This is a genomic window from Streptomyces sp. NPDC059003 (genome assembly GCF_042740445.1).
GTDB lineage: Bacteria > Actinomycetota > Actinomycetes > Streptomycetales > Streptomycetaceae > Streptomyces.
Genome location: NZ_JBHYJH010000001.1, coordinates 40,554 through 62,104, shown reverse-complemented (window position 1 = coordinate 62,104; position 21,551 = coordinate 40,554). Strand labels below are relative to the sequence as shown.

Annotated in this window: 19 protein-coding genes and 1 pseudogene; 4 read left to right on the top strand and 16 right to left on the bottom strand. The window is 73.4% G+C overall.

Annotated features, from left to right (window positions below; genetic code table 11):
* Positions 1-29: 29 nt before the first annotated feature.
* Entirely contained in the window at positions 30-1,529 is a 1,500-nt protein-coding gene (locus ACFWZ5_RS00310) for a hypothetical protein (protein ID WP_384786800.1), read from the top strand.
* A 108-nt stretch (positions 1,530-1,637) separates the two neighbouring features.
* Here ACFWZ5_RS00310 and ACFWZ5_RS00305 read toward each other — a convergent pair whose 3' ends face one another.
* From ACFWZ5_RS00305 to ACFWZ5_RS00285, 5 genes are all read right to left on the bottom strand, one after another.
* Positions 1,638-3,050, bottom strand: coding sequence for a PP2C family protein-serine/threonine phosphatase (locus tag ACFWZ5_RS00305; protein ID WP_384786797.1), 1,413 nt, complete (start codon positions 3,048-3,050; stop codon positions 1,638-1,640).
* 324 nt (positions 3,051-3,374) lie between these two features.
* Positions 3,375-6,452 (bottom strand): tetratricopeptide repeat protein, encoded by a 3,078-nt coding sequence (locus ACFWZ5_RS00300; RefSeq protein ID WP_384786794.1) that lies wholly within the window; start codon positions 6,450-6,452, stop codon positions 3,375-3,377.
* Positions 6,449-7,369, bottom strand: coding sequence for a hypothetical protein (locus tag ACFWZ5_RS00295; RefSeq protein WP_384786792.1), 921 nt, complete (start codon positions 7,367-7,369; stop codon positions 6,449-6,451). Before ACFWZ5_RS00295 ends, ACFWZ5_RS00300 begins: the two co-directional genes overlap by 4 nt.
* Before the next feature lie 238 nt (positions 7,370-7,607).
* Positions 7,608-7,922, bottom strand: coding sequence for an AzlD domain-containing protein (locus ACFWZ5_RS00290; protein WP_384786789.1), 315 nt, complete (start codon positions 7,920-7,922; stop codon positions 7,608-7,610).
* On the bottom strand, positions 7,919-8,647 hold the full coding sequence (locus tag ACFWZ5_RS00285; RefSeq protein WP_384786787.1) for an AzlC family ABC transporter permease: 729 nt from the start codon (positions 8,645-8,647) through the stop codon (positions 7,919-7,921). Before ACFWZ5_RS00285 ends, ACFWZ5_RS00290 begins: the two co-directional genes overlap by 4 nt.
* Positions 8,648-8,715: 68 nt before the next feature.
* Here ACFWZ5_RS00285 and ACFWZ5_RS00280 point away from each other — a divergent pair, with 68 nt between their 5' ends.
* Positions 8,716-9,345 carry a CGNR zinc finger domain-containing protein gene (locus ACFWZ5_RS00280; protein WP_384786785.1) on the top strand — a complete coding sequence of 210 codons (630 nt, stop codon included), beginning with the start codon at positions 8,716-8,718 and terminating at the stop codon, positions 9,343-9,345.
* Here ACFWZ5_RS00280 and ACFWZ5_RS00275 read toward each other — a convergent pair.
* The 7 genes and pseudogenes from ACFWZ5_RS00275 to ACFWZ5_RS00245 form a co-directional block, all read right to left on the bottom strand.
* Positions 9,323-9,967, bottom strand: coding sequence for a LuxR C-terminal-related transcriptional regulator (locus ACFWZ5_RS00275; protein WP_384786782.1), 645 nt, complete (start codon positions 9,965-9,967; stop codon positions 9,323-9,325). The genes ACFWZ5_RS00280 and ACFWZ5_RS00275 overlap by 23 nt on opposite strands.
* A 12-nt stretch (positions 9,968-9,979) precedes the next feature.
* The gene (locus ACFWZ5_RS00270) at positions 9,980-11,389 is read right to left on the bottom strand and encodes a sensor histidine kinase (protein WP_384786779.1); all 1,410 of its coding nucleotides are present in this window, start codon (positions 11,387-11,389) and stop codon (positions 9,980-9,982) included.
* 16 nt (positions 11,390-11,405) lie between these two features.
* Positions 11,406-12,200 carry an ABC transporter permease subunit gene (locus tag ACFWZ5_RS00265; protein ID WP_384786776.1) on the bottom strand — a complete coding sequence of 265 codons (795 nt, stop codon included), beginning with the start codon at positions 12,198-12,200 and terminating at the stop codon, positions 11,406-11,408.
* A gap of 179 nt (positions 12,201-12,379) precedes the next feature.
* Positions 12,380-13,018, bottom strand: a pseudogene (locus ACFWZ5_RS00260) (ATP-binding cassette domain-containing protein); the annotation flags it as partial.
* 191 nt (positions 13,019-13,209) lie between these two features.
* Complete coding sequence (gene hemC, locus ACFWZ5_RS00255) at positions 13,210-14,145, bottom strand: hydroxymethylbilane synthase (protein ID WP_384786773.1); 936 nt, start codon at positions 14,143-14,145, stop codon at positions 13,210-13,212.
* A 362-nt stretch (positions 14,146-14,507) separates the two neighbouring features.
* On the bottom strand, positions 14,508-14,603 hold the full coding sequence (locus ACFWZ5_RS00250; protein ID WP_384787024.1) for a DUF6210 family protein: 96 nt from the start codon (positions 14,601-14,603) through the stop codon (positions 14,508-14,510).
* Between the two features lie 39 nt (positions 14,604-14,642).
* A complete protein-coding gene (locus ACFWZ5_RS00245; RefSeq protein ID WP_384786770.1) occupies positions 14,643-15,116 on the bottom strand; it encodes an SgcJ/EcaC family oxidoreductase in 474 nt (157 codons plus the stop codon).
* 69 nt (positions 15,117-15,185) lie between these two features.
* On the opposite strand from ACFWZ5_RS00245, the gene ACFWZ5_RS00240 reads away from it, so the two are divergent.
* Positions 15,186-15,803: a TetR/AcrR family transcriptional regulator gene (locus ACFWZ5_RS00240; RefSeq protein ID WP_384786767.1), complete on the top strand. Its 618-nt coding sequence runs from the start codon at positions 15,186-15,188 to the stop codon at positions 15,801-15,803.
* A 75-nt stretch (positions 15,804-15,878) separates the two neighbouring features.
* A complete protein-coding gene (locus tag ACFWZ5_RS00235; RefSeq protein WP_384786765.1) occupies positions 15,879-16,343 on the top strand; it encodes a GNAT family N-acetyltransferase in 465 nt (154 codons plus the stop codon).
* 38 nt (positions 16,344-16,381) lie between these two features.
* Here the strand turns inward: ACFWZ5_RS00235 and ACFWZ5_RS00230 are convergent, their stop codons facing one another.
* The 4 genes from ACFWZ5_RS00230 to ACFWZ5_RS00215 all read right to left on the bottom strand — a co-directional run bounded on the left by ACFWZ5_RS00230 (position 16,382) and on the right by ACFWZ5_RS00215 (position 21,418).
* On the bottom strand, positions 16,382-17,884 hold the full coding sequence (locus tag ACFWZ5_RS00230) for an MFS transporter (protein ID WP_384786762.1): 1,503 nt from the start codon (positions 17,882-17,884) through the stop codon (positions 16,382-16,384).
* A gap of 32 nt (positions 17,885-17,916) precedes the next feature.
* The gene (locus ACFWZ5_RS00225; protein ID WP_384786759.1) at positions 17,917-19,497 is read right to left on the bottom strand and encodes an MFS transporter; all 1,581 of its coding nucleotides are present in this window, start codon (positions 19,495-19,497) and stop codon (positions 17,917-17,919) included.
* A 165-nt stretch (positions 19,498-19,662) separates the two neighbouring features.
* Positions 19,663-20,910: a cation:proton antiporter gene (locus ACFWZ5_RS00220; RefSeq protein ID WP_384786756.1), complete on the bottom strand. Its 1,248-nt coding sequence runs from the start codon at positions 20,908-20,910 to the stop codon at positions 19,663-19,665.
* Positions 20,911-20,914: 4 nt separating this feature from the next.
* Complete coding sequence (locus ACFWZ5_RS00215; protein WP_384786753.1) at positions 20,915-21,418, bottom strand: cation:proton antiporter regulatory subunit; 504 nt, start codon at positions 21,416-21,418, stop codon at positions 20,915-20,917.
* Positions 21,419-21,551: the final 133 nt, after the last annotated feature.

Genomic DNA, 21,551 nt, shown 5'->3' with positions numbered 1-21,551 from the left:
CAACTCAGCCGAGAACCTGGGGGCTTGATGTGAACGGACAACCCAACACCCGCCTGTCGGACCTCTTCGGCCTGACCGGATGGTCCAAGGGTGAACTCGCCAGACTGGTGAACCGGCAGGCGGCGGCGATGGGTCATCCGCAGCTGGCCACCGACACCTCGCGGGTACGGCGATGGATCGACACGGGCGAGATCCCGCGCGATCCGGTGCCGCGGGTCCTGGCGGTTCTGTTCACCGAGCGTCTCGGCCGTGTCGTGACCATCGAGGACCTCGGTCTGGTCCGGCACGGGCGCGTAGGCAAACAGCGCGGCGACGGGAGCGTTGAGCACCCCGACGGCGTGCCGTGGGCGCCCGAGCGAACCGCCGCGGTCCTCACCGAATTCACGGGAATGGACCTCATGCTCAACCGACGCGGCTTGGTGGGCGCGGGTGCCGCGCTCGCCGCCGGCTCCGCACTCACCAGCGCCATGCACGACTGGCTGCACACCGACCCGACCCTGAAGGCCGACGCCCCCCGCCTCGACGATCCCCTGCACGCCGACCCCGCCGGACTCGACCGCTACGAGGCCGCCCCGATCGGGTCCCAGGAGATCGAGGAGCTGGAGCGCTCGGTCGAGGTGTTCCGCGCCTGGGACGCCTCCCGCGGCGGCGGGCTCCAGCGCAAGGCCGTCGTGGGCCAGTTGAACGAAGTGGGCGGCATGCTCGCCTACCGACACCCCGAACATCTCCAGCGGCGCCTGTGGGGCGTCGCCGCCAACCTCGCCGTCCTCGCCGGCTGGATGTCCCACGACGTCGGCCTCGAACCCACCGCCCAGAAGTACTTCGTGATCGCCGCGCACGCGGCCCGCGAGGGCGGTGACCGGCCGCGCGCCGGCGAGGCCCTGTCCCGCGCCGCGCGCCAGATGGTGCACCTGGGCAAGCCCGACGACGCGCTGGACCTGATGAAGCTCGCCAAGTCGGGCTCCGGCGACCAGACGCTGCCGCGCACCCGGGCCATGCTGTGCACCATCGAGGCCTGGGCGCAGGCGTCGATGGGCAAGGGCCAGGCGATGCGGCGCACCCTCGGTCAGGCCGAGGACCTCTTCGTCTCCGACAAGGGGGACGTGCCGCCGCCCAGCTGGATGCAGATGTTCGACGAGGCGGACCTGCACGGCATGCAGGCGCTCGCCTACCGGACGCTCGCCGAGCACGAGCCGACCGCCGCCATGGTGGCCCAGCGGCACGCCAAGGAGGCCATCGCGCTGCGCCTCAAGGGCCGCGACCGGTCGACGATCTTCGACTACATCTCGCTGGCGTCGGCCTGCTTCATCGCCGACGACCCGGAACAGGCCGACCGGTACGCGCGTCTGGCCCTGGTGTCCATGGGCTCCAACTCCTCGCACCGCACCTGGGACCGGCTGCGCGAGATGTACCGGCTCACCGCCCAGTACGCGGGCTATCCGAAGATCGAGGACCTGCGCGAGGAGATCAAGCACGCCCTGCCGAGGGCCGCGGGCAGGCCCGGGGGAGGCACATGGGTGCAGGCATAGCGGGCATCGGGGGCAGCGCAGGCGGAGGAGCAGCAGCGTACGCGGCGTACGAGGCCGACGAGGCCCAAGCGTTCGGTGCGTTCGGTGCGGGGCCGCGGGGCGTGCGGCCTACGCGTCGACCCTCGCCACGAGCAGGCAGGCGTCGTCCTCCCGCGGGGCCACACCGAATTCCTCGACGGTGAGGCGCACGCAGTCCTGTGCCGTTCTCGCCTCGGCGAAGCGCGGTGCGAGGGCGAGCAGGCGGCCGGTCGCGGCATCTCGGGAACGCCGCGGCACGAGGCCGTCCGTGTGCAGCAGCAAAAGATCACCGGGGAGCAGCCGTATCTCCGCCTGCTCGTAGGACGCGCCGGACATGGCGCCGAGCAGCACGCCGTCCGGCTGCGTCAGGGCGCGCCCCGTCCCGTCGCGGAACAGCAGCGGGGCGGGGTGGCCCGCCTGCGCCCAGGTGAGGGTCTGCCGCGAGGGGTCGTACAGGCAGCAGACGGCGCTGCCGAGCGCGGGCTGCGCGGAGGCGTCGAGTAAGTGGTTGAGCCAGCCCATGAGGGTGGCGGGGCGGGTGCCCGCGACGGCCATGCCGCGCAGGGCGCCGAGCAGCATCGCCATGCCCGACGTGACCGTCACGCCGTGCCCGGTGAGGTCGCCGACGGTCAGCAGGGTCTGGCCGTCGGTGAGCTCGAGCGCGTCGTACCAGTCGCCGCCGATCAGTGCGCTCGACGACGACGGCAGATAGTGGGCGGCCAGGTCGAGTCCGGCCGGGCCGCCCTGCGGGAACCGCAGGGAGCCGTGCCACGGCGGCAGCACGGCTTCCTGCAGCTCGACCGCGAGCCGGTGCTCGGTCTGCGCGATGTGCCGCTGGCGCTGCAGCGAGTCACGGGTCTCGCGCACCACTCGCTGGCTGCGGCGCAGCTCGCTGACGTCTCTGAGGACCGCCCACATGGAGGCGGTGGAGCCGTCGGCGGCGAGCACGGGCTCGCCCATCATGTGCACCTGCCGGGTGGCGCCGTCGGCGCGGACGACGCGGAACTCGCCGTCGATCGGCTTGCCGTCGACCAGGCAGTCCGTGACCATCGCCGTCAGGAGCGGCTGGTCGTCGGGGTGCACCAGGGAGGGAAGTTCGTCCAGGGACAGCGGCGGCGCCGCCGGGTCGCGGCCGAGGATCTGGTAGAGCTCGCCGGACCAGCTCGCCTCGTCCGTGAGCAGGTTCCACTCGGCGCTGCCCACGCGGCTGAGCAGGGAGCCGCGCTGCGGCTCCGGCCGCGCCGGGCCGCCCTGGGGGCGGCCGGGGCGCGGCGGGCCGTCCCGCAGCTGGGCCAAGTGACCGTGCAGGTCGTTCAGTTGGTGGACCGCCAGGTCGCACAGTGCGCGCTGCCAGCGGCCCGCGGGGTCGCCGTGGTCGGCCACGGCCTCACGGCGCACGGCGTCCACCTCGCCGCGGAGCCGGCGCGTCTGTGTGATCAGCGCGTCGACCGCGCCGCGCTCGGGCGGCTGGGCGGGGCGGTCCGCGAAGACATGGGACGGCATGGGGGCTCCGTAGGCGATGCGGTGCGGCCGGCGTGTTCGTGCGCCTTGCGCGTGCTGATTTTCGTAACTGACTTCAGTAACAACTTCTCGACCGGTAACGACTCTGGCACAGCGGGCTCAGGCTCGTAAGGGATTTGGCAACACACGATGTGGTGGTGCTTTTGACATATGCCCCTGTCCTTCCGCTCGTTCTGTTCGCTCCGCGGGGCGGCGCGTACACCCTTGCTTACGGCGGCCGTGGCGCGTGCGTTCACAGGGGCCGGTGGTGACTTCCCGAGCGGTGGGGGCGGCCGGTGTACGTCGTGTGATGACGGCCGGTGCACGTCACGTGATGACGACGTGTTCCGCGACCTGCCCCGGGAAGACCGTGCCCCGCCCGGCCGGGGGCCGGTCCACGACCACCACGACCCCATGGGCGGCCAGGCGCTGGACGGTGCCGATGAGGTGCTGGTCGAAGACGTTCGTCTCGACGGGGGCGAGCACGACGCGGGCGCCCTGGTGCCGCGCCCAGACCAGGCCCTGGACCAGCCAGGACACCGCGCCGTTGCCGCCGGGCCCGAGGACCCGCACCGACAGGAGCCGGGGGTGCGGCCCGCCGCCCGGCACGGAGTCGAGCAGCGCTCGGGCGTACGCGGTGGAGTCCGCCGAGCCGTCGGTGCCGGTCCCCTTGTCGTCGTCCGGGGCCTCGTGCGCGAAGTCCGCCGTGCCGACGAGGTACGGGGCGACGGCGGGGTCGCGCGGGTCGAGGCCGCTGCCGAGTACGGCTACGAGGATGCCCTCGTCGGACGGTGGCGTGGCGTCGGTGGGCAGGGCGTCGTCGGCGGTCGGGGTGCCGGGGGTCGGCCGGGTGCCGTCGGTGGTCGGGGTATGTGGGTGTGGTGTGCGGTGTGGCGTGCGCCCCCGTTCCGACTCCGTTCCCTCCCGTGCCGCGTGCGCGCCCCTGTTCGTGCACCGCACGGCCACCACGTCGAGCCGTTGCAGCATGTCGACGAGGTGGCGGTGGAGGGCGCAGCCGTCGGGCAGGGGCACGTTCAGGAACGGCAGGTCCTCCACCCTGCGCAGCAGGGCCCGCATCCGGCTGCCGTCCTCGCAGGCGATCCGCAACAGCGGGGCCAGGGCGGCGTCCACCTCCGTCTGGGTGCCGTCCCGTGCGTGCACGGCCGCCAGCGCGAGCAGCGTGTCGACGTTGGCGAGCCAATCGGCGAGGTCATCACCGCGTACGCCACCGTCATTCACGCCGCCCTCCCGGTCGAGCGCCTGCTGTGTGTGCTCCCGCGCGCCCGCCGCGTCACCCCGCGCCAGACACGCGACGGCGCGGCCGACGCCGACCTGCGCCGTCATGAGCGTGGTGACGGTCTCCTGGCGGGGGCCGCGAGCGCGCACCTGCGTGGCGTACTCCATCGCCGCGGTCAACGCGCTGTCCGCACGGCCGAGTTCACCGGCCGCGATCCAGGCGTACGCCTCGTGGGCGAGCGCGGCCTCCTTGCGCCGGCGCCCCGCCTTCTCCCAGCAGCGTGCCGCGGCCGCGAACTCCTCGGCGGCGCCGCGGTGTTCACCCGTACGCAGCCGCAGCAGGGCCGTCGTCTCGTGCGCCTCCGCGGCGGCGCGCCCGCCGCCCGCGCGCAGCCGGGCGGAGAGCGGCACGATCCCCGCGGCGAGCCGCGCGGCCTCCTCCGGGCCTGCGTACAGCAGGACGCGCTCCACGGCGTCCCGCACACCGAGCGCCAGGCGCAGTGCCTCCCTCTCCGGTACGGGGGCGCAGGTACCGGAACGCAGGGTGCGGAGGAGTGCCGTGTGCGCCGGTGCGTGCTGCCGTCGGCTGTCGGTCACGAAGACCAACTGGGCCTCCTGCGCGGCCCGGTCGCCGCCCCGCATCAACGCGAGCACGGCATCGGGCAGGACGCGCCGGTCGCTGGTGTCAAGGAGGCGGGCGGCGCGGACGTAGGCGCGGACCAGGCGCCGGGCCCGGCGCGGGCGCCCGGCGAAGAACGCGCTGACCGCCTGGTTGTGGAGTGCGCACGCCCAGCTCGGATCCAGCTCCGCAAGCAGCGCGCTCGCCCGCTCGGCCTTGGCGAACTCCTCGCGGTAGAACGCGCGGACCGCGCACGCCTGGAGCGACACGAGGTGCGCGGGCGCAAGCCGCGCGGCCGCCGCGAAGTCGTCGACCTCGCCGGAGTGGCCGCCCCGCTCCCGCGCCACACCGCGCAGCGCGAGGGCATCGGCGTCGGCGGGCCGTGCCGCGAGCACGGCGGCCAGACACCGCTCGGCCTCGGCTTCGCGGCCGGAACCGAGCAGGAGGATCTGCGCGAGGCGCACCAGCGCGTCCCGATCGCCGGGGGCGGACGCGAGGGCGGCGCGCGCCAACTCCTCGGCCCGGCCGGGATCGTGCCGCGCCAGCGCGACGCGGATGCGGAGGTCCGTGGCCGCGGGCGCGGTGCCGGGGTGCTGCTCGGCCTCGCGGGCGTAGGCGTCGGCGAGGTCGGGGAAACCGGCGGTGAGGAAGCGCTCGGCGTAGCGGAGGCGGAACTCCGGGATCGGCAGGGGAGTGAGGTCGGGAAAGCTCGCGAGGGGCCCGCGCTGCGTGATGGTGAGCCCGCCCCGGGCGCCGGTCGCGGAGCGGTACGTGCGCTCGTCGACGACGCCGATGGCCAGCACGGAAGGGCACTCGGCCGGCCACCACCGCGCGGACCTGCCCCGGTTGCCCGTCGTCGCGACGAAGTTGTGGCGCAGCCCCTTCGCCTCCAGGAACGCCTCGACGGCCTCCTCGACCCGCCGGGCGTGCTCCGGGTACGCGCTCAGGTCGATGCCTCCCGCCATGAAGACGAAGCCCACGTCGAGGGGGAGCAGCGCTTGCAGGGCGGCGAGCAGGTCGTCCACGCCGATGAGTCCGTCGGGTCCGCGGAACGCCTTCACCGACACGATCCGGCAGCCCGGTTCGCACAGCACCTGCCGGACGGCCTGCACCGTGCCGTGCCCGCAGATGTCCTCCGGTCCTTCACCGGTCACGTCGAGCGGGTCGCAGGCGAGCCTCCCGGCGAGCAGCGGATGGTCCGCGAGCACACCGGAGTCGATCACGGCCACGCACGGCGAGGGGAAGAGATGCAGCGGCATGAGCGGGCAGGGGAAGGGGAGATACGCGCTCACCCGCTGGAGGTCCGGAGAGTCCGGCCAGTCCCTTGTGGCCTTGCGCCAGCGGGCGTCGGCGCTCTGGATCTGCTCCGCGAGGTGCGAGTAGGTCGGCACCAGAGGGGCGCCGCTGTCCGGGTCGCGCACGTGGTGCAGGGCGAGCGCCGTGCTGTGGAGGCCCGGGGCGGGCCGCGGAGCCGTCGGGTCGCGCGCGAGCTCGGCCCGTATCCGGGCGAGGAGGCGGGCGGTCTCCTCCGGCCCCGGCACGCCGGTCACCGCCCGGCTGGAGCGCCGCGCGCGGGCGGACTCCCGTCGTCGCCCGCCCGATCGTCGCTCGCCTGGTCGTCGCCCTCTTGGTCGTCGCCCTCCTGGAGCACCGCGACCCGGGCGGGCGGCGCGAGCCGGACCTCCAGCTCCCCGACGTCACGGGTGTGTTCCCCGTCGAGCAGCAGCCGCACCACGGCGCTGCCGGTCAACGGCGCGTCGCAGCCCACGGCCAACGGGATCGTGAGCGACTCGCGGGCGGCGACGGTGTGGCCGACCGGGTGCCGGTAGGTGCGGGTGCCGTGCCGCAGGCGCAGCTGTACGACCTCCAGGCGATCGAAGGCGGAGTGGGGCTCGCCCGTCACATCGAGGGTCGCCGCGGCCACGGACGGGTGGTCCGCGATGCTGCGGACCAGCTCCTCCAGGGCGGCGGGCGGCGCGGGCCGCACCGGCGTGCAGTGCACCGCGTTCCCCTGGACCCGGTCGACGACCAGGCCGAAGTCGGCGGCCAGCGCGGCGTGCGCGGCGTGCGTGTCGTGGCCCTCGCGGAACGTGATCACGATGCGCGGGCCGCGCACGACCGGGGGTGCGCCGGTCCTCGCCCCGCCCGCCTCGGTCTCCAACTCCCGGAACGCGAGCTCCACTTCGTTGACGCTGATCGTGCGGTCGCGCGTGTTGGTGACGTCGATGCGCACCTCGGGCTGTGTGGAGACCCCCGCCGCCGCGCCGCGCGGATAGGCGGCCAGGGCCTCGGTGGGCTCCAGGCGGTAGCGGCTCTTCCCGGGGTGGGTGATGCGGTAGTACGGCGTCTCGGCAAGCCACATCCGGGCCACGACGTGCGGCCGGTGGTCCCGGCCGAGCTTCAGCCACGCGGCCGCGCCGGTGCCGGACGCCACGAGCGCCGTCAACAGGACCAACACGACGATCACGACAGGACTCTGGGCCGTCATGGGTCCCCCTGGAGCGTCGGCCCGGCGGGTACGGGTCCCGGAATCCCGGGGCTCGACGGTAGCGGTCCCGACGGCTCGATCACCACACAATGGGGCAACCGCACACAAGCGGAGCGCTCCCCGTGGCGTCGAGGGACGGCCTGTGCCCCAGGGGCTGTCCGGTGGACCGGCACACCGCCCCATCGGCCCACCGCTCCATCGGCCCACCGGACAAGCCCTAGCCCGCCCAGCGCAGCAGGGCCGTTGCCACCGCCGCGGCCAGCATCACCACCGGGAACGGCGCCTTGCACAGGCGTACGCCGATCCCGACGGCGACGCCGCCCACCACACTGAGGTCGAGCGCGGACCAGCCCCGGCCCGCCAGGTCGACCATGACGAACCCGGCGAGCAGCGCCGGAGCCATGAGCGCGATCACCGTCCGTGCGCGGGCCGGTAGTTCACGCCCGCCGAACACGGCGGGGCCCACCGCCTTGAAGGAGAAGCTGAGCAGGGCGACCGCCGCGATCGCGGCCCACAGCTGTGCCGTGTTCACCGGGCCACCTCCTGGTCGGCCCGTACGGTCCGGACGCCGCGCGCGAGCGCGACCAGGGCCGCGGCCCCCGCGCCCGCGACCAGGGCGGGCCCGGCCGGGACCACGGCGATCAGCGCCCCCGCGACCGCCGCGCCGATACCGGCGGACAGCCACCCCTCCCGCCCGCGCTTGAGCTCGTCGAGGAGCAGGACGGCGAAGAGCGCCGGGGTGAGGGCGTCGATGCCGAGCGTGTGCAGGAGATCGGGATCGGGGGCGACCGCCACGCCGATGGCCGTGCCCACGACCCAGGACGGCCACTGGACCACGGTCGCCCCGAAGAGCAGCGACCGGTCGAAGCGGCCACCGCCCAGGTGGGCCGCGGCCCATGAGCCGTCGATCACCGCCTGCCCCTCAAGTGCTCGGCGCAGCCGCCCCCCTCGTAGATCCCGGGCGATGGCTATGCCCATGGGGACGAAACGGATGTTCACCAGCGCCGCGGCGAGCACGGCGGCGAGCGCATCGCCGCCCGCGCTGAGCGTGGCCACCATCGCGAACTGGGCTGAGCCGGAGAAGACGATGAGCGAACAGACGACGGGCGCGACCGGGCCCCAGCCCTGGGCCTGGGTGAGCGCGCCGAAGCTGATGGCGAGCAGGAACGAGGCGGCCGCGAGGCCGGATCCGGTTCTGAGTCCGGACCGGAAGCTGTCCGGCGGGGTGACGGGCCGTCGCCGCAAGAGGGTGTCCATCCCGGCACCCTAACAAGCTATTCGGTTTTTACTCGTTAGAGCTTTGCGAGACGCGTTAAGGTGAGAAGGTGACCGAGGAGCCGCAATCCACCGCCGAGACGATCGAGCCGTCGCACATCGCGGGCCACCCCGTCCTGGACTTCGTGAACACCGTGGCCTGGCGCACCGACGACAGTCGCCAGGCCGAGCGCGTACCGGACGCCGCGGCCTGGACCCGCTGGGCCACCACAGCCGGGCTGACCGCGACCGCGCTTCCCGACGAGGCGGCCCTGCGCGCCCTGCGCGAGGTGCTCACGGCGGCCCTGGACGCCCTCGCCGACGGCACCGTCCCCCCGGACCAGGTCTGGGACGCCCTGCGCGATGCCACCCTCACCGCCCGCGAGCGCGCCGGGTTGCCCCGCGCCTTCCCCCTGAGCCTGGTCCCCGCGACCCTGTGCGACGAACTCGCCCTCCAGGCGGAGGAGTTGCTCAGCGACGCGCAGGCGCTGTCCCGCGTGCGGCGCTGCGAGGGGCCGGGCTGCGGATGGTTCTTCCTGGACCGCAGCCGCAACGGCGCCCGCCGCTGGTGCAGTTCGGGCGACTGCGGCAACCGGGACCGGGCCCGGCGCCACTACGCCCGTACGAAGCGAGCCGGCCGGCCCCGCCACCGCGCGGGTTCACCGGCCCCGTCAGGAGTCAGGACCGCAGATACCGGATGACCGCGAGCACCCGCCGGTTGTGGTCGTGCGACGCGGGCAGCCCCAGCTTTTCGAAGACCGCCGCCACATGCTTCTCGACCGTGCCCGCGGAGACGACGAGCGCCTGCGCGATCGCGGCGTTCGACCGGCCCTCGGCCATCAGGGAGAGGACCTGCCGCTCGCGCTCGGTCAGCGGGGCGAGCTCGGCGGCGCGGTGGCTCGCGCCCGCCAGCTGGGTGACGACCTCCGGGTCGAGCGCGGTGCCCCCCGCGGCGACCCGCTCCAGAGCATCGGCGAACTCCGCGACGTTCGCCACCCGGTCCTTCAGCAGATAGCCGACCCCCGCCGACCCGTCCGCGAGCAGCCGCGTGGCGTACTTCGTCTCGACGTACTGGGAGAAGAGCAGCACGCCCGTGCCCGGGTGGGAGCGGCGGATGTCGATCGCCGCCCGCAGCCCCTCGTCGGTGTGGGACGGGGGCATCCGGATGTCGACCACGGTGACGTCCGGGCGGTGCTCGTCGACCGCGACGCGCAGCGCCTCCGCGTCACCGACCGCGGCACACACGTCATGCCCGCGCTCGATGAGCATCTGGGCCAGCAATTCCCGCAGCACTGCGGCATCCTCGGCGATCACGACACGCATGGCGGAATGCTCTCACGCGTGCAGAGGCAGCTCGACGATGGCCACCGTCGGCCCGCCCTGCGGACTGTCGATGCGCAGACTGCCGTCGACGGGCCGCAGCCGCTGCGTCAGGCCCGTCAAGCCGCTGCCCGTACCGACCGTCGCGCCGCCGCACCCGTCGTCGATGATCCGCAGGCGCAGCGGACCGTCGTCGCACTCGCCCACCGTCAGGATGATCTTCGTGGCGCCGCTGTGCTTGATGGCGTTGGTGAGCAGCTCGGCCGCGCAGAAGTACGCGATGGTCTCGATGGCGGGCGTGGGCCGCCGCGGGACGTGCGTGGTCAGCTCGACGGGGATGGAGCTGCGGGCGGCGAGCGTGGCGAGCGCGTCGGGCAGGCCGTCGTCGAGGACCGGCGGGTGCAGGCCGCGGGCCAGGTCGCGCAGTTCGATCAGGGCCTCGGTGGCGTTCAGATGCGCGCCGTCGACGAGCTGGCGGACCCGAGCCAGATCGATGGACCGGTCGCCGTCCTGGATGACGTCGTCCCCGTCGCTCGCCGGACCGAGCCGCTCCTTGACCATGTCCAGGCTCATGGCGACCGCGACGAGCCGGACCTGGGCACCGTCGTGCAGATCCCGCTCCACCCGGCGCAGCAGCGCCACCGAGTCGTCGACGGCGAGCGCACGCGTCTCCTCCAGGTCCCGCACCCGGTCGGCGAGTCCGCTGGGGACGAACAGCGCGTGCAGCAGCCGCCGGTCGGCCTCCACCACCAGGCGCGTCGCCCAGGGCGCGAGCCACAGCAGGGCCAGGCCCAGCGCCAGCGCCCCGAACGTCCCCGCGAAGCTGTGCACTTCGAGGCCGCCGACCGGGATGGGCGTGAGGACGGGCATGCCGCCCTCGGCGCCGGACTCGGGGTTCTGCCCGAAGACGCCCCACCGCAGCGGCGCCGTGATGTTCACCAGGCCCGTCAGCCACCACAGCACCGCATACATCCCGAGGGCGCTCACCGGCAGCTTCGCCAGGACGTACGTCACGGCCCGCCACCCCGGCCCGTCCCGCAGCCGCGCGTCGAGGCGCCCGAACACGCCCGAGCCCGGCGACGGCGGCGCCAGGCCCGGCACCCGCTCACCGAGAAGGGCGGACGCGAGCCGCCGATGCGCCTCGCCGAGCACCCGCGCGAGCCGCACCACGCCCACCAGGATCAACAGGCCGATGACCGCGCCGAGCAGCGACACCGTCAGACCCGCGCCGACGGCGAGCAGCACCGCCAGGACCACGCCGCCCGCCAGGCCGAGCGGAAACGCGAGCAGGCAGTGCAGCGCCTCGGCACCGGCACGCCGGGTCAGCGGGGCACGCACCAGCGTGCGTCCGAGGGCGCGCGCTCTCGTCGTGGGGATGGCAGGGGCGGGGGGAGCGGTCGGGGTGGCCGAACGGGTGGCGTGCATGATGATCAGTGTCCTGTCAGGCGTCCCGGCGGACCAACAACCGCTCGCCCGCACCGAGGACGACAACGGTGTACAGGCACAGCAGGGCGAAGCCGGTCCACGGGGCGAGCATGTCGGAGACGGGCTTGGCGACCGCCAGGGAGTTACCGGCGATCATAGTCGGGAAGAACTTCGCGACCGTCGGGCCCGAGATGCCGCCGATGAGGGCGGGGAGGACGAAGGTGACGCCGACGAGCGCGGCGATGGCGCTCGCCGTGTGCCGGGTGATCGCGCCGATGCCTATGCCCATCAGCCCGATCAGGCCCAGATAGGCGCCCGAGAGCAGGACGGCCCGCAGCACCCCCGGGTCCCCGATGTCCGGTCGCGGCACTCCGTCCGCGAGCGCCGCGCGCCCCGCGAAGAACGTCACGAAGCTGACGACCTCGCCGATGAGCAGCACCATGGTGCCGTACACCGTCGCCTTGGCGGTCAGGAGCAGGCGGCGGTCGGGGATCACGGCGAGCGTGGAGCGGATGGACCCCGATGAGTACTCACCGGTGATCACGAGGACGCCCAGGACGCCGACGAGCAGTTGGCCGAGGGCGACACCCGCGAGGACGTTGTTCGTCGGGTCGAACGTGGCTGCCTTGTCCGGCGTCGGGGCCTTGGTGTTGGCCATGGTGACGATGCCGATGGCGACCATGCCCGCGACCGTGAGCAGCAGCGCCCAGGACGTGGAGCGCAGCGTGCGGAGCTTGATCCACTCCATGCGGGCGGCGTCCCGGAAGCCGTAGGCGCGCGGGGCGGTGGCGGGAGAGGTGAGGGAGGTCATCGGGCGTTCCTCTCCGAGCCGAGGTGGCCGGTGCCGGTGCCGGTGCCGGTGCCGGTGCTGGTGCCGGAGCTGAAGCGGCCGCGGCCCGAGGCGGAGTGGCCGGTGTCGCCGCGGTACTCGGCGGCGCTCCCGGTCAGCGCGAAGAACGCCTCCTCCAGCGAGCGGCCGCGCGCGGTGAGCTCCCGCACCGAGGTGTCGGCGAGGAGCCGCCCCTGGCCGATCACCACCAAGTGGTCGGCGGTGAGCGCCATTTCGCTGATCAGATGGCTGGAGAGCAGGACCGTGCGGCCCTCGGCGGCCAGGGACTTCATCAAGTCCCTGATCCAGCGCACCCCCTCCGGATCGAGGCCGTTGACCGGCTCGTCGAAGAGCAGCACCGCCGGGTCGCCCAGCAGCGCGGCCGCGATGCCGAGCCGCTGCGCCATGCCCAGCGAGAACGTCCCCGCCCGCCGCCCCGCGACCGCGCTCAGGCCGACGACACCCAGCACCTCGTCCACCCGCCCGCGCTCGATGCCGCCGCCCGCGGCGAGCGCCGACAGATGCGCCCGCGCACTGCGGCCCGGATGGAACGTCCGCGCCTCAAGGAGCGCACCCACCTCGCGCAGCGGCCGACGCAGCTCGCCGTACGCGCGCCCACCGATCCGCGCCCATCCGGTGTCGGGGCGGTCCAGGCCCATGATCATGCGCATCGTGGTCGACTTCCCCGAGCCGTTCGGACCGAGGAAGCCCGTCACGGCTCCGGGGCGTACGTCGAAACTCAGCGCGTCTACGGCGGTGGTGGGGCCATACCGCTTGGTCAGCCCTTGGACCTCGATCATCACAACTCCCGCTACAAGCCCGGTCCGAACCCGGCGTGGTCAACACACCTCACGCTAGGTCCGGCACCACCCCGGCCGTAACAGGGCTTTCCTCCGACCTGACCTGGGGGATTTCCCCCAGAGGCCGGACATCGAGCGGCGCGCGGGACGCGGTACGCGCTGCAGGAACGGGCGGCGCCCCGGCGCCTGCCTCAGTGCGCGATCGAGTCGATCAGCTCCCGCGCCCCCTGCCGCAGCAGCGTCACCGCGACCGACGTGCCGAGCGTCGCCGGGTCGAGGGGCCCGGCCCACTCATGGGCGTTGAGGACCCGCTTGCCGTCGGGCGTGAAGACCCGGGCGCGCAGCGACAGGTCGCCGCCCGCCTCGCTGCGGGCGTACCCGGCGATGGGCGAGTTGCAGTGCCCCTGGAGCACGTGCAGGAACATCCGCTCGGCGGTGGCCTCCCGCCAGGCGTCGCGGTCACCGAGCCCGCTGATCGCGTCGATGGTCGTGACATCGTCCTCGCGGCACTGGAGCGCGAGGACCCCGGCGCCGATGGGCGGGCACATCACGTCCACGGACAGCACCTCGGAGATCAGGCCCGTCGCGCCGATCCGCTCCAGGCCGGACACGGCCAGCAGCAGCGCGTCCGCGTCGCCCGCGGCCAGCTTCTCCAGGCGGCGGCCCGCGTTGCCGCGCATCGGCACGCACGTGATGTGCGGGTGCGACGCCGACAGTTGGGCGATGCGGCGCACCGACGACGTGCCGATCCGGGTGCCGGACGGCAGTTCGTCGAGGGTGAGCCCGTCGGGGTGGATGAGCGCGTCGCGGATGTCGTCGCGCTTGAGGAACGCGGCGAACGTCGTGCCCTGGGGCAGCGGACGGTCCGCGGGCACGTCCTTGACGCAGTGCACGGCGAGGTCCGCCTCACCGGCGAGCAGCGCCGCGTCGACCTCCTTGGTGAACGCGCCCTTGCCCCCGAGCTGCGCCAGATCGCCCATCCAGCGGTCCCCGGACGTCGTCACGGGCAGGACCTCGGTGCGGATGCCGGGGTGGAGGGCGGCGAGTTCGGTGCGTACGCGCTCCACCTGGGCCAGGGCCATGGGCGATGAGCGGGAGACGATGCGGATCAGCTCGGGAGCGGACATGGCGTACACGATAGGCCCTCCCGAGCACGTGTCCGGCACCGGTGTGTCGTCCAACTGGGCTATGGCGCGTAGGGGTTGACGTGCCCGAGCTCGCTGTGCTCGTCGTCGTCCGCCGCTCCCCGGCGCGCCCTGTCTGAGCGTGATGCCCCCTGGCAGACCGCGTACCCGCGCTCGCCCAGGAGGAGAAGGACGGCACCTGGGCCAGGCTGCCACAGGCGGTTCAGGCGCGATGACGCGGCCGACGCCGTGGAGCGCGCGATCGAGGCCGACTCCACTGTGGCCCGAGCGCATCAGCGTGCGGCGGACGTCCACAAGGGGGGCGCGCCCGAAGAAGGCGCGGGCGGATGGCTGACCGGTGCGGCTCAGTCCGAGTTGAACCACACCGGTACGCCGGGTCCGTCCGGCGTGACCACCGGGACCCACGCCTCGTCGGCCTCCCCCACCCGGGTCTCGTCCAGCCTCAGGCCATGAGCTCAACGCATTTCAGCCCTGGACGATCAATGGCTGGGCGTCTCCTGAGAGTCCTGTGTGCCCGTCCGCCGCCACTCCCGCGGAGAGCGGCGGGCCAAGTCCTCGTCCTCGTGTGTGAAGTCCGCCAGGTCCATGCGCATGCTGTTGTGGAACGCCAGGATCTGGCCGTCCCGTACGAGCTTCGTCTGGATGGCGTGCCACTCGCCCGCTCGCGTTCCTTCGGGGACGTGCAGGGTGGTTGTGGTGTGCACGAGCAGGAGGCCGTCCGCGAGCGGGCGGCTGTCGAGGTGCTCGATCGTGAGCCGGCTGCCCCGGTAGATCGTGTCGAAGATCTTCTGGTGTTCCGCGGCGATGACGGCCCGGCCGCGCTGGACCCGGCCCACCACGTCGACGAAGTCGGCGTCCTCGGCGAAGTGCCCGGCCCAGGCGGCACCGTCGCCCTTGTTCCATGCGTGCGCGAGCCCGGCGAGCAACGCGTCCAACGGCTGGGGAAGGGGCATGACGTCTCCACTCCTGTTAACTTAGAGCTTCGATCCACTGACTGGAACAACGTTCCAATTGGAGCATACATGCCAGCCGACCTCCCCGGTGTCGTCCGACTGCGCGACCGCCGTGAGGCGCTGACGCTGCGCACGATCCTCGGTGCGGCGCGCGGTCTGTTCGCCGAGCGCGGCTACGCCCGTACGCCGATCCGTCTCATCGCCCAACAGGCCGGCGTCGCACCGCAGACCCTCTACGCGCACTTCGGCTCGAAGGCCGGCGTCCTCATCGGCCTCGTCGACCTGCTGGACGACGAGGCCGGCATCCCCGATCTGCTGGCCGCGTCGGACGGGGTGACGGACCCGGTCGAACTGCTCGGCACGCTGGCCAGGATCAGCCGTCAGGTCAGGGAGCGCTGCGGCGACATCGTCACGATCCTCGACTCGGGTGCCGCGGTCGATCCCGACATCGCGGCGACGCAGGACGAAGCGGGGCGACGACACCGCCTCGGCGTCGAAACGGTCGTCGACCGCATCCGCGCCGCGGGCCACGCCATCGACCCGCGCGCCGCCGACATCGTGATCGCCCTCCTGAGCGCCGGTGTGCACGACAGCCTCGTCACCGAGGGCGGCTGGTCCTACGACGACTACGAGGCCTGGCTCAAGCGCACCCTCGCGACCGTCGTGCTGGGCCATACGCCGACCTGACGGGCCGCTCCCCGGCTCTCCGCCTACCGTGGTGCCACGTCCCCGGAACTCCCGGGGTTCGCCCTGGGAGGCCCCGTGACCAGGCCCGACACGGCCGAGCGCCCGCCCGTCGGACTCGCCCCGATGACACCCGCCCACGCGCCCGCCGTCCTCGCCCTCGGCCACCAGGTGTACGACACGACCGTGAAGCCGTACACCTCGTGGTCCCTCTCGGCGGTCGCCGGGCACCTGGACGCCGACGCCTCCGCCTGCTGGGTGGCCCTCGACGGGGACGAGCTCGCCGGGTTCGTCCTCGGCTCGATGGGCTTCGACCAGCGGCCCGACTGGGGGAACCTGGAGTGGATCGCGGCCGCCCCCACCCACCAGGGCCGCGGCATCGCGAGCCGCCTGGTGCGCGCCTGCTGCGCCACGCTCACCGAGGCCGGGGCCACCGCCGTCGTCACCGACGTCGAGTCCCGCAACACGGCGTCGGCCGCGCTGATGCGGCGCAACGGCTTCGTGGAGGGCGTGACGGTGACGCTGTTCGTACGGGACGTGTGAGACGTACGCTCCCCAGGAGCCGCAGAGGAGTCGCGGCGTCACTCCTTGCCGCACGCCCCCGGCTCCAACGGCGGTGCCGTCACCGCCACGTTGGACTTGCAGTGCGGCCGGTTGCCCGGGGCGCCGTGCCAGTCCGCGGGCTCCGGCCGGACGAAGGCGAACGCCGCGAGGGCCGCGAGGACGAACAGGCCCGCGCAGCCCCAGGCCGCCTTGTCGAAGGCCGTGTCGAGCGCGTCGGCGTCCGCGTACGCCGTGCCGGTGAGGCCGACCGCGAGCGGCAGGGCGGCGACGACGAGCAGTTGGGCGATGCGGGCCGCCGTGTTGTTGACGCCGCTGGCGAGCCCGGCGCGGCCCGCGTCGACGGACGCGAGCACGGTCGCCGTCAGGGGCGCCACGAACACGCTCATGCCGAGGCCGAGGACGACCACCGCGGGCAGCACGTCGGCGGCGTACGAAGCTCCGGGGCCGATGCGCAGCATCAACAGCACGCCCGCGGCGGCGATCAGCGGCCCCGCGCACAGCGGCAGGCGCGGGCCGACGCGCCGGGCCAGGTCGCCCGCGGGGGCGGAGAGCAGCAGCATCAGGACCGTGATGGGCAGCGTCGCCGTGCCGGCCTGCAACGCGTCGTAGCCGAGGGTCGTCTGCAACTGCACCGGCAGCAGGAACAGGATGCCGCCGATGGCCGCGTACAGGCACAGCGTCATGACGTTCGCCGCGGAGAACAGGCCGGAGCGGAACAGCTCCAGGGGCAGCATCGGGTCGCGCCGCCGGTGCTCGACGACCAGGAAGGCGACGCCCGCGACGAGCCCGGCGACGCCCGGCAGGACCGTCGACGCGAACGACGCGTCACCGGACGCACCGATCAGCGCGAAGCTCACCCCGGCCAGGAACAGCGCCGCGAGCACCGCGCCCGGCACGTCGAACCGCTGCGCGGCGGCGCCCTCGTCACGGCTCTCCGGGACGTGCCGCGCCGCGAGCAGCACCAGGGCGGCGAGCGGCACGTTGATCAGGAAGATCCAGCGCCAGCCGGGGCCGTCGATGAGCCAGCCGCCGAGGAACGGACCCACCGCCCCGGCGACCCCGCCGAGCCCCGACCACGCGCCCACCGCCTTCGCCTGGTCACGCGACCGGAACGAGGACCGCACCAGGGCGAGGGACCCGGGCGTGAGCAGCGCGCCGCCCACCCCTTGCAGCGCCCGCGCCGCAATGAGCGTCCCCGCGTCCTGGGCGAGACCGCACAGCGCCGAGGCGAGCGCGAACCACACCACGCCGATGACGAGGGTGCGCCGCCGCCCGATGCGGTCCCCGAGCGCGCCGCCGAGGAGCAGCAGCGCGGACAGCGTGAGCATGTACGCGTTGATCACCCACTGGAGCGCGGAGATCGACGCGTCCAGGTCGCGGCCGAGGGTCGGCAGGGCGACGTTGACGACGGTGCCGTCGAGCAGGGCCATGCCGGAGGCGAGGACCGCGCACGTGAGGACCCAGCGGCCCCGGGGTGAGGCCAGGGCGACGCCGCCGTCGCCGCCGGGGGACGTCGTCATCGGTCACTGACCTCCAGTTGCGCGGGTCCTGCTCACATGTGGACGGCGCCGTCGTTCAGATGGCTGTCGGCCGGGCGCCCCCTGCGGTACAGCACGAACGTGACGAGGAGCCCGACGCCGAAGAAGAGCGCCGACCACCAGTACGCCGTCTCGTAGCTCTGGATCTGTGCCTCCGCCTGCACCTGGGGCGTCGGCCGCTTACCCACGAGATAGTGCGTCGCGGCGCTGGTGGCAAGCGTGTTCAGCAGGGCCGTGCCGATGGAACCGCCCACCTGCTGGCTGGTGTTGACCATCGCGGAGGCCACGCCCGCGTCGTGCGCGGCGACGCCCGCGGTGGCCATGCTCATCGCCGGGGCGAAGACGAGGCCGAGGCCGAGCCCCATGACGAGCAGGGGCGGCAGCACGTGCCCGGCGTACGTACTGTCCGTGTCGAGGGCCGTCAGCCAGACCATGCTCACCCCGGAGAGGCCCATGCCGAGCGGCACGATCGGCTTCGCGCCGAACTTCGGCACGAGGACGTTGGTGGTCAGGACGGACACCACCACCATCACCGCGACCAGCGGCAGGAACGCGAGGCCGGTCTTGATCGGCGAGTAGCCGAGGATCTGCTGCATGTAGTACGTCAGGAAGAGGAACACGCCGAACATGCCCGCGCCGGAGATGAACATCGCGAGGAACGACGCCCCGCGGTCCCGGTCGAGCACCACCCGCAGCGGCAGCAGCGGATGCGTGGCGCGCGTCTGCCACCAGGCGAACAGCGCGACGAGTACGACACCGATGACCAGGAACCCCCAGGTCATCCAGTCGCCCCAGGCGTGCGTCTCGGCGTTCGAGAAGCCGTAGACGATGCAGAACAGGCCCGCGGAGACCAGCAGGGTGCCGGGCACGTCGAGCCTGGGCCGGTCCGGGGGCGCCCCCGGGTGCAGCAGGCGCGCGCCGCCGATCATCGCGACCGCGGCGAACGCGAGGTTCACGTACAGGCACCAGCGCCAGTCCAGATACTCCGTCAGGACACCGCCGAGCAGCAGCCCCACCGCGGCGCCCGAGCCCGCGACGGCGCCGTAGATCCCGAACGCCTTGGCGCGCTCGCGCGGATCCGTGAACGTCGTGGTGAGCAGCGACAGCGCGGCGGGCGCGAGGAGCGCGCCGAACACGCCCTGCAGGGCGCGGGCGATGACCAGCATCGAGAAGCTGGTGGCGGCGCCGCCGAGCGCGGACGCGAGCGCGAAGCCGGCGAGCCCGGCGAGGAAGACGGCCTTGCGGCCCACCAGGTCCGCGATGCGCCCGCCGAGCAGCAGCAGGCTGCCGAACGCGAGCGCGTAGGCGGTGATGATCCACTGCCGGTTGCCGTCGGTGAAGCCCAGGTCCTGCTGGGCGGACGGGAGCGCGATGTTCACGATCGTGGCGTCCAGGACCACCATGAGCTGGGCGATGGCGATCACGGCGAGGATCAGCCAGCGGTGCTCGTGCTTGCCGCCCGCGTGGTGCGCGAGGTGCGCCGGGGGCGGCACGGCGGCCCGGGAGTCCGTCCGCGGCGCGGCGCCCGGCGGGGCCTGCGGGACGGGCTGCGGCGTGTCGTGCGGTACGGGGTCGGGGCCGGGCGTGTGATCCATGGTGACCTCCAAACCCCCCGCCTCAGGAGACACCCCCGTCACACGCTAAACGTCCTGATCACGGCCCGCGACCTGGGCCGAACGAGGGACGGGCCGCGGGCCCCTCCCCGTGTGATCACGGCGTGCCGGACCGGCACGCCGTGACCACAGCCTTGCGGGAGGGTGTCAGTCCGCGTCGACGGCCTCGGAGGTGAGGGCGGCGGCGGGCTCCTTCTGCGGTTCCTCGACGTCGCGGCCCTGTCGGCGCGCGCGGCGTCGCGACAGGCCGCCCACCAGCGCGGCGGCGGGCTCGGCGTAGCGGGCGGTGAGCGGGCCCACCACCACGAGGATCAGCACGTACGCCGTCGCGAGCGGGCCGAGGGACGGCTCGATGCCCGAGGTGACCGCGAGCCCCGCGATCACGATGGAGAACTCGCCGCGCGCCACGAGCGCGCCGCCCGCGCGCCACCGCCCCTTGACGGAGATGCCGGCGCGCCGTGCCGCCCAGTACCCCGTGGCGATCTTCGTGCACGCGGTGACGGTGGCCAGCGCGAGCGCGGGGAGCAGCACCGGCGGGATGCTCGCCGGATCGGTGTGCAGGCCGAAGAAGACGAAGAACACCGCGGCGAACAGGTCGCGCAGCGGCGCCAGCAGGCTGTGCGCGCCCTCGGCGGCCTCGCCCGAGAGCGCGATCCCGACGAGGAACGCGCCGACGGCGGCGGACACCTGGAGCTGCTGCGCGATGCCCGCGACGAGGATCGTCAGACCGAGGACGACGAGCAGCAGCTTCTCCGGGTCGTCACTGGAGACGAAGCGCGAGATGAGGCGCCCGTAGCGCACCGCGACGAACAGGACCACGCTCGCGGCGCCGAGCGCGATGGCGAGCGTCAGGCTTCCCGCCGCCCAGCCGACACCGGCCAGCAGGGCGGTGATGATGGGCAGGTACACCGCCATGGCGAGGTCTTCGAGGACCAGGATGCTCAGGATGACGGGCGTCTCGCGGTTGCCGAGCCGCCCCAGGTCGCCGAGCACCTTGGCGATGACGCCGGACGACGAGATCCAGGTGACTCCGGCGAGCACGACGGCCGCGACCGGCCCCCAGCCCATGAGGAGCGCGGCGACCGCGCCCGGCACCGCGTTGAGCGCGCAGTCCACGAGCCCGGCCGGGTACTGCGTCTTGAGGTTGCTGACGAGATCGCTCGCCGTGTACTCGAGCCCGAGCATGAGGAGCAGCAGGATGACGCCGATCTCGGCGCCGATGGCGACGAACTCCTCGCTCGCCCCGAGCGGCAGCACGCCGCCCGTCCCGAACGCGAGCCCGGCCAGCAGATACAGCGGGATCGGCGAGAACTGGAACCGTCCCGCGACCCGGCCGAGCAGGCCGAGCGCGAGGATGATCGCGCCGAACTCGATCAGAAGAACAGCGGAGTGCACGCGATCACTCCCTGCCGAGTATCGCCGCGGCGCTCTCGACGCCTTCCCGGGTGCCGATCACGATGAGCGTGTCGCCGCCCGCGAGCCGGAAGTCCGGCGCGGGCGACGGAATGGCGTCGGCCCGCCGCAGCACCGCCACGACGGATGCGCCGGTCTCGGTCCGCATCCGCGTCTCGCCGAGGACCCGACCGTTCCAGTGCGAGGCCGCCGCGACCTCGATGCGCTCGGCGACGAGCCCCAGGTCGGTGGTGTGCAGCAGGGCGGGGCTCTGCGGAGCGGGCTGCAGCGCGTCCACCAGCGCGGCCGCCTCCGACGAACTCAGCCGCAGCGAGAGCGAGCAGGCGTCCGGGTCGTCGGACCTGTAGGCGCTGAGCGTGCGCCCGCCGTCCCGGTGGGCCACGACGGAGAGCCGCCGTTGCTCACGGGTGGTCAGGTCGTAGCGCATGCCGATGCCTGGCAGCGGAGTTCGACTCAGGCGTGAAGCGGACACAGATCTCCCTGGGTTCATGGCTCGTGGACAACTAGATGCTCATGCCACCTTATCGTCCGGATTTTGCCAGTCCTTGGTGGTACGGGAGCGGGTGGCGGGCTAGACGCGGGGTGCGACGCGACGCACCGCTCCCGACCGGCATCCGACGCGC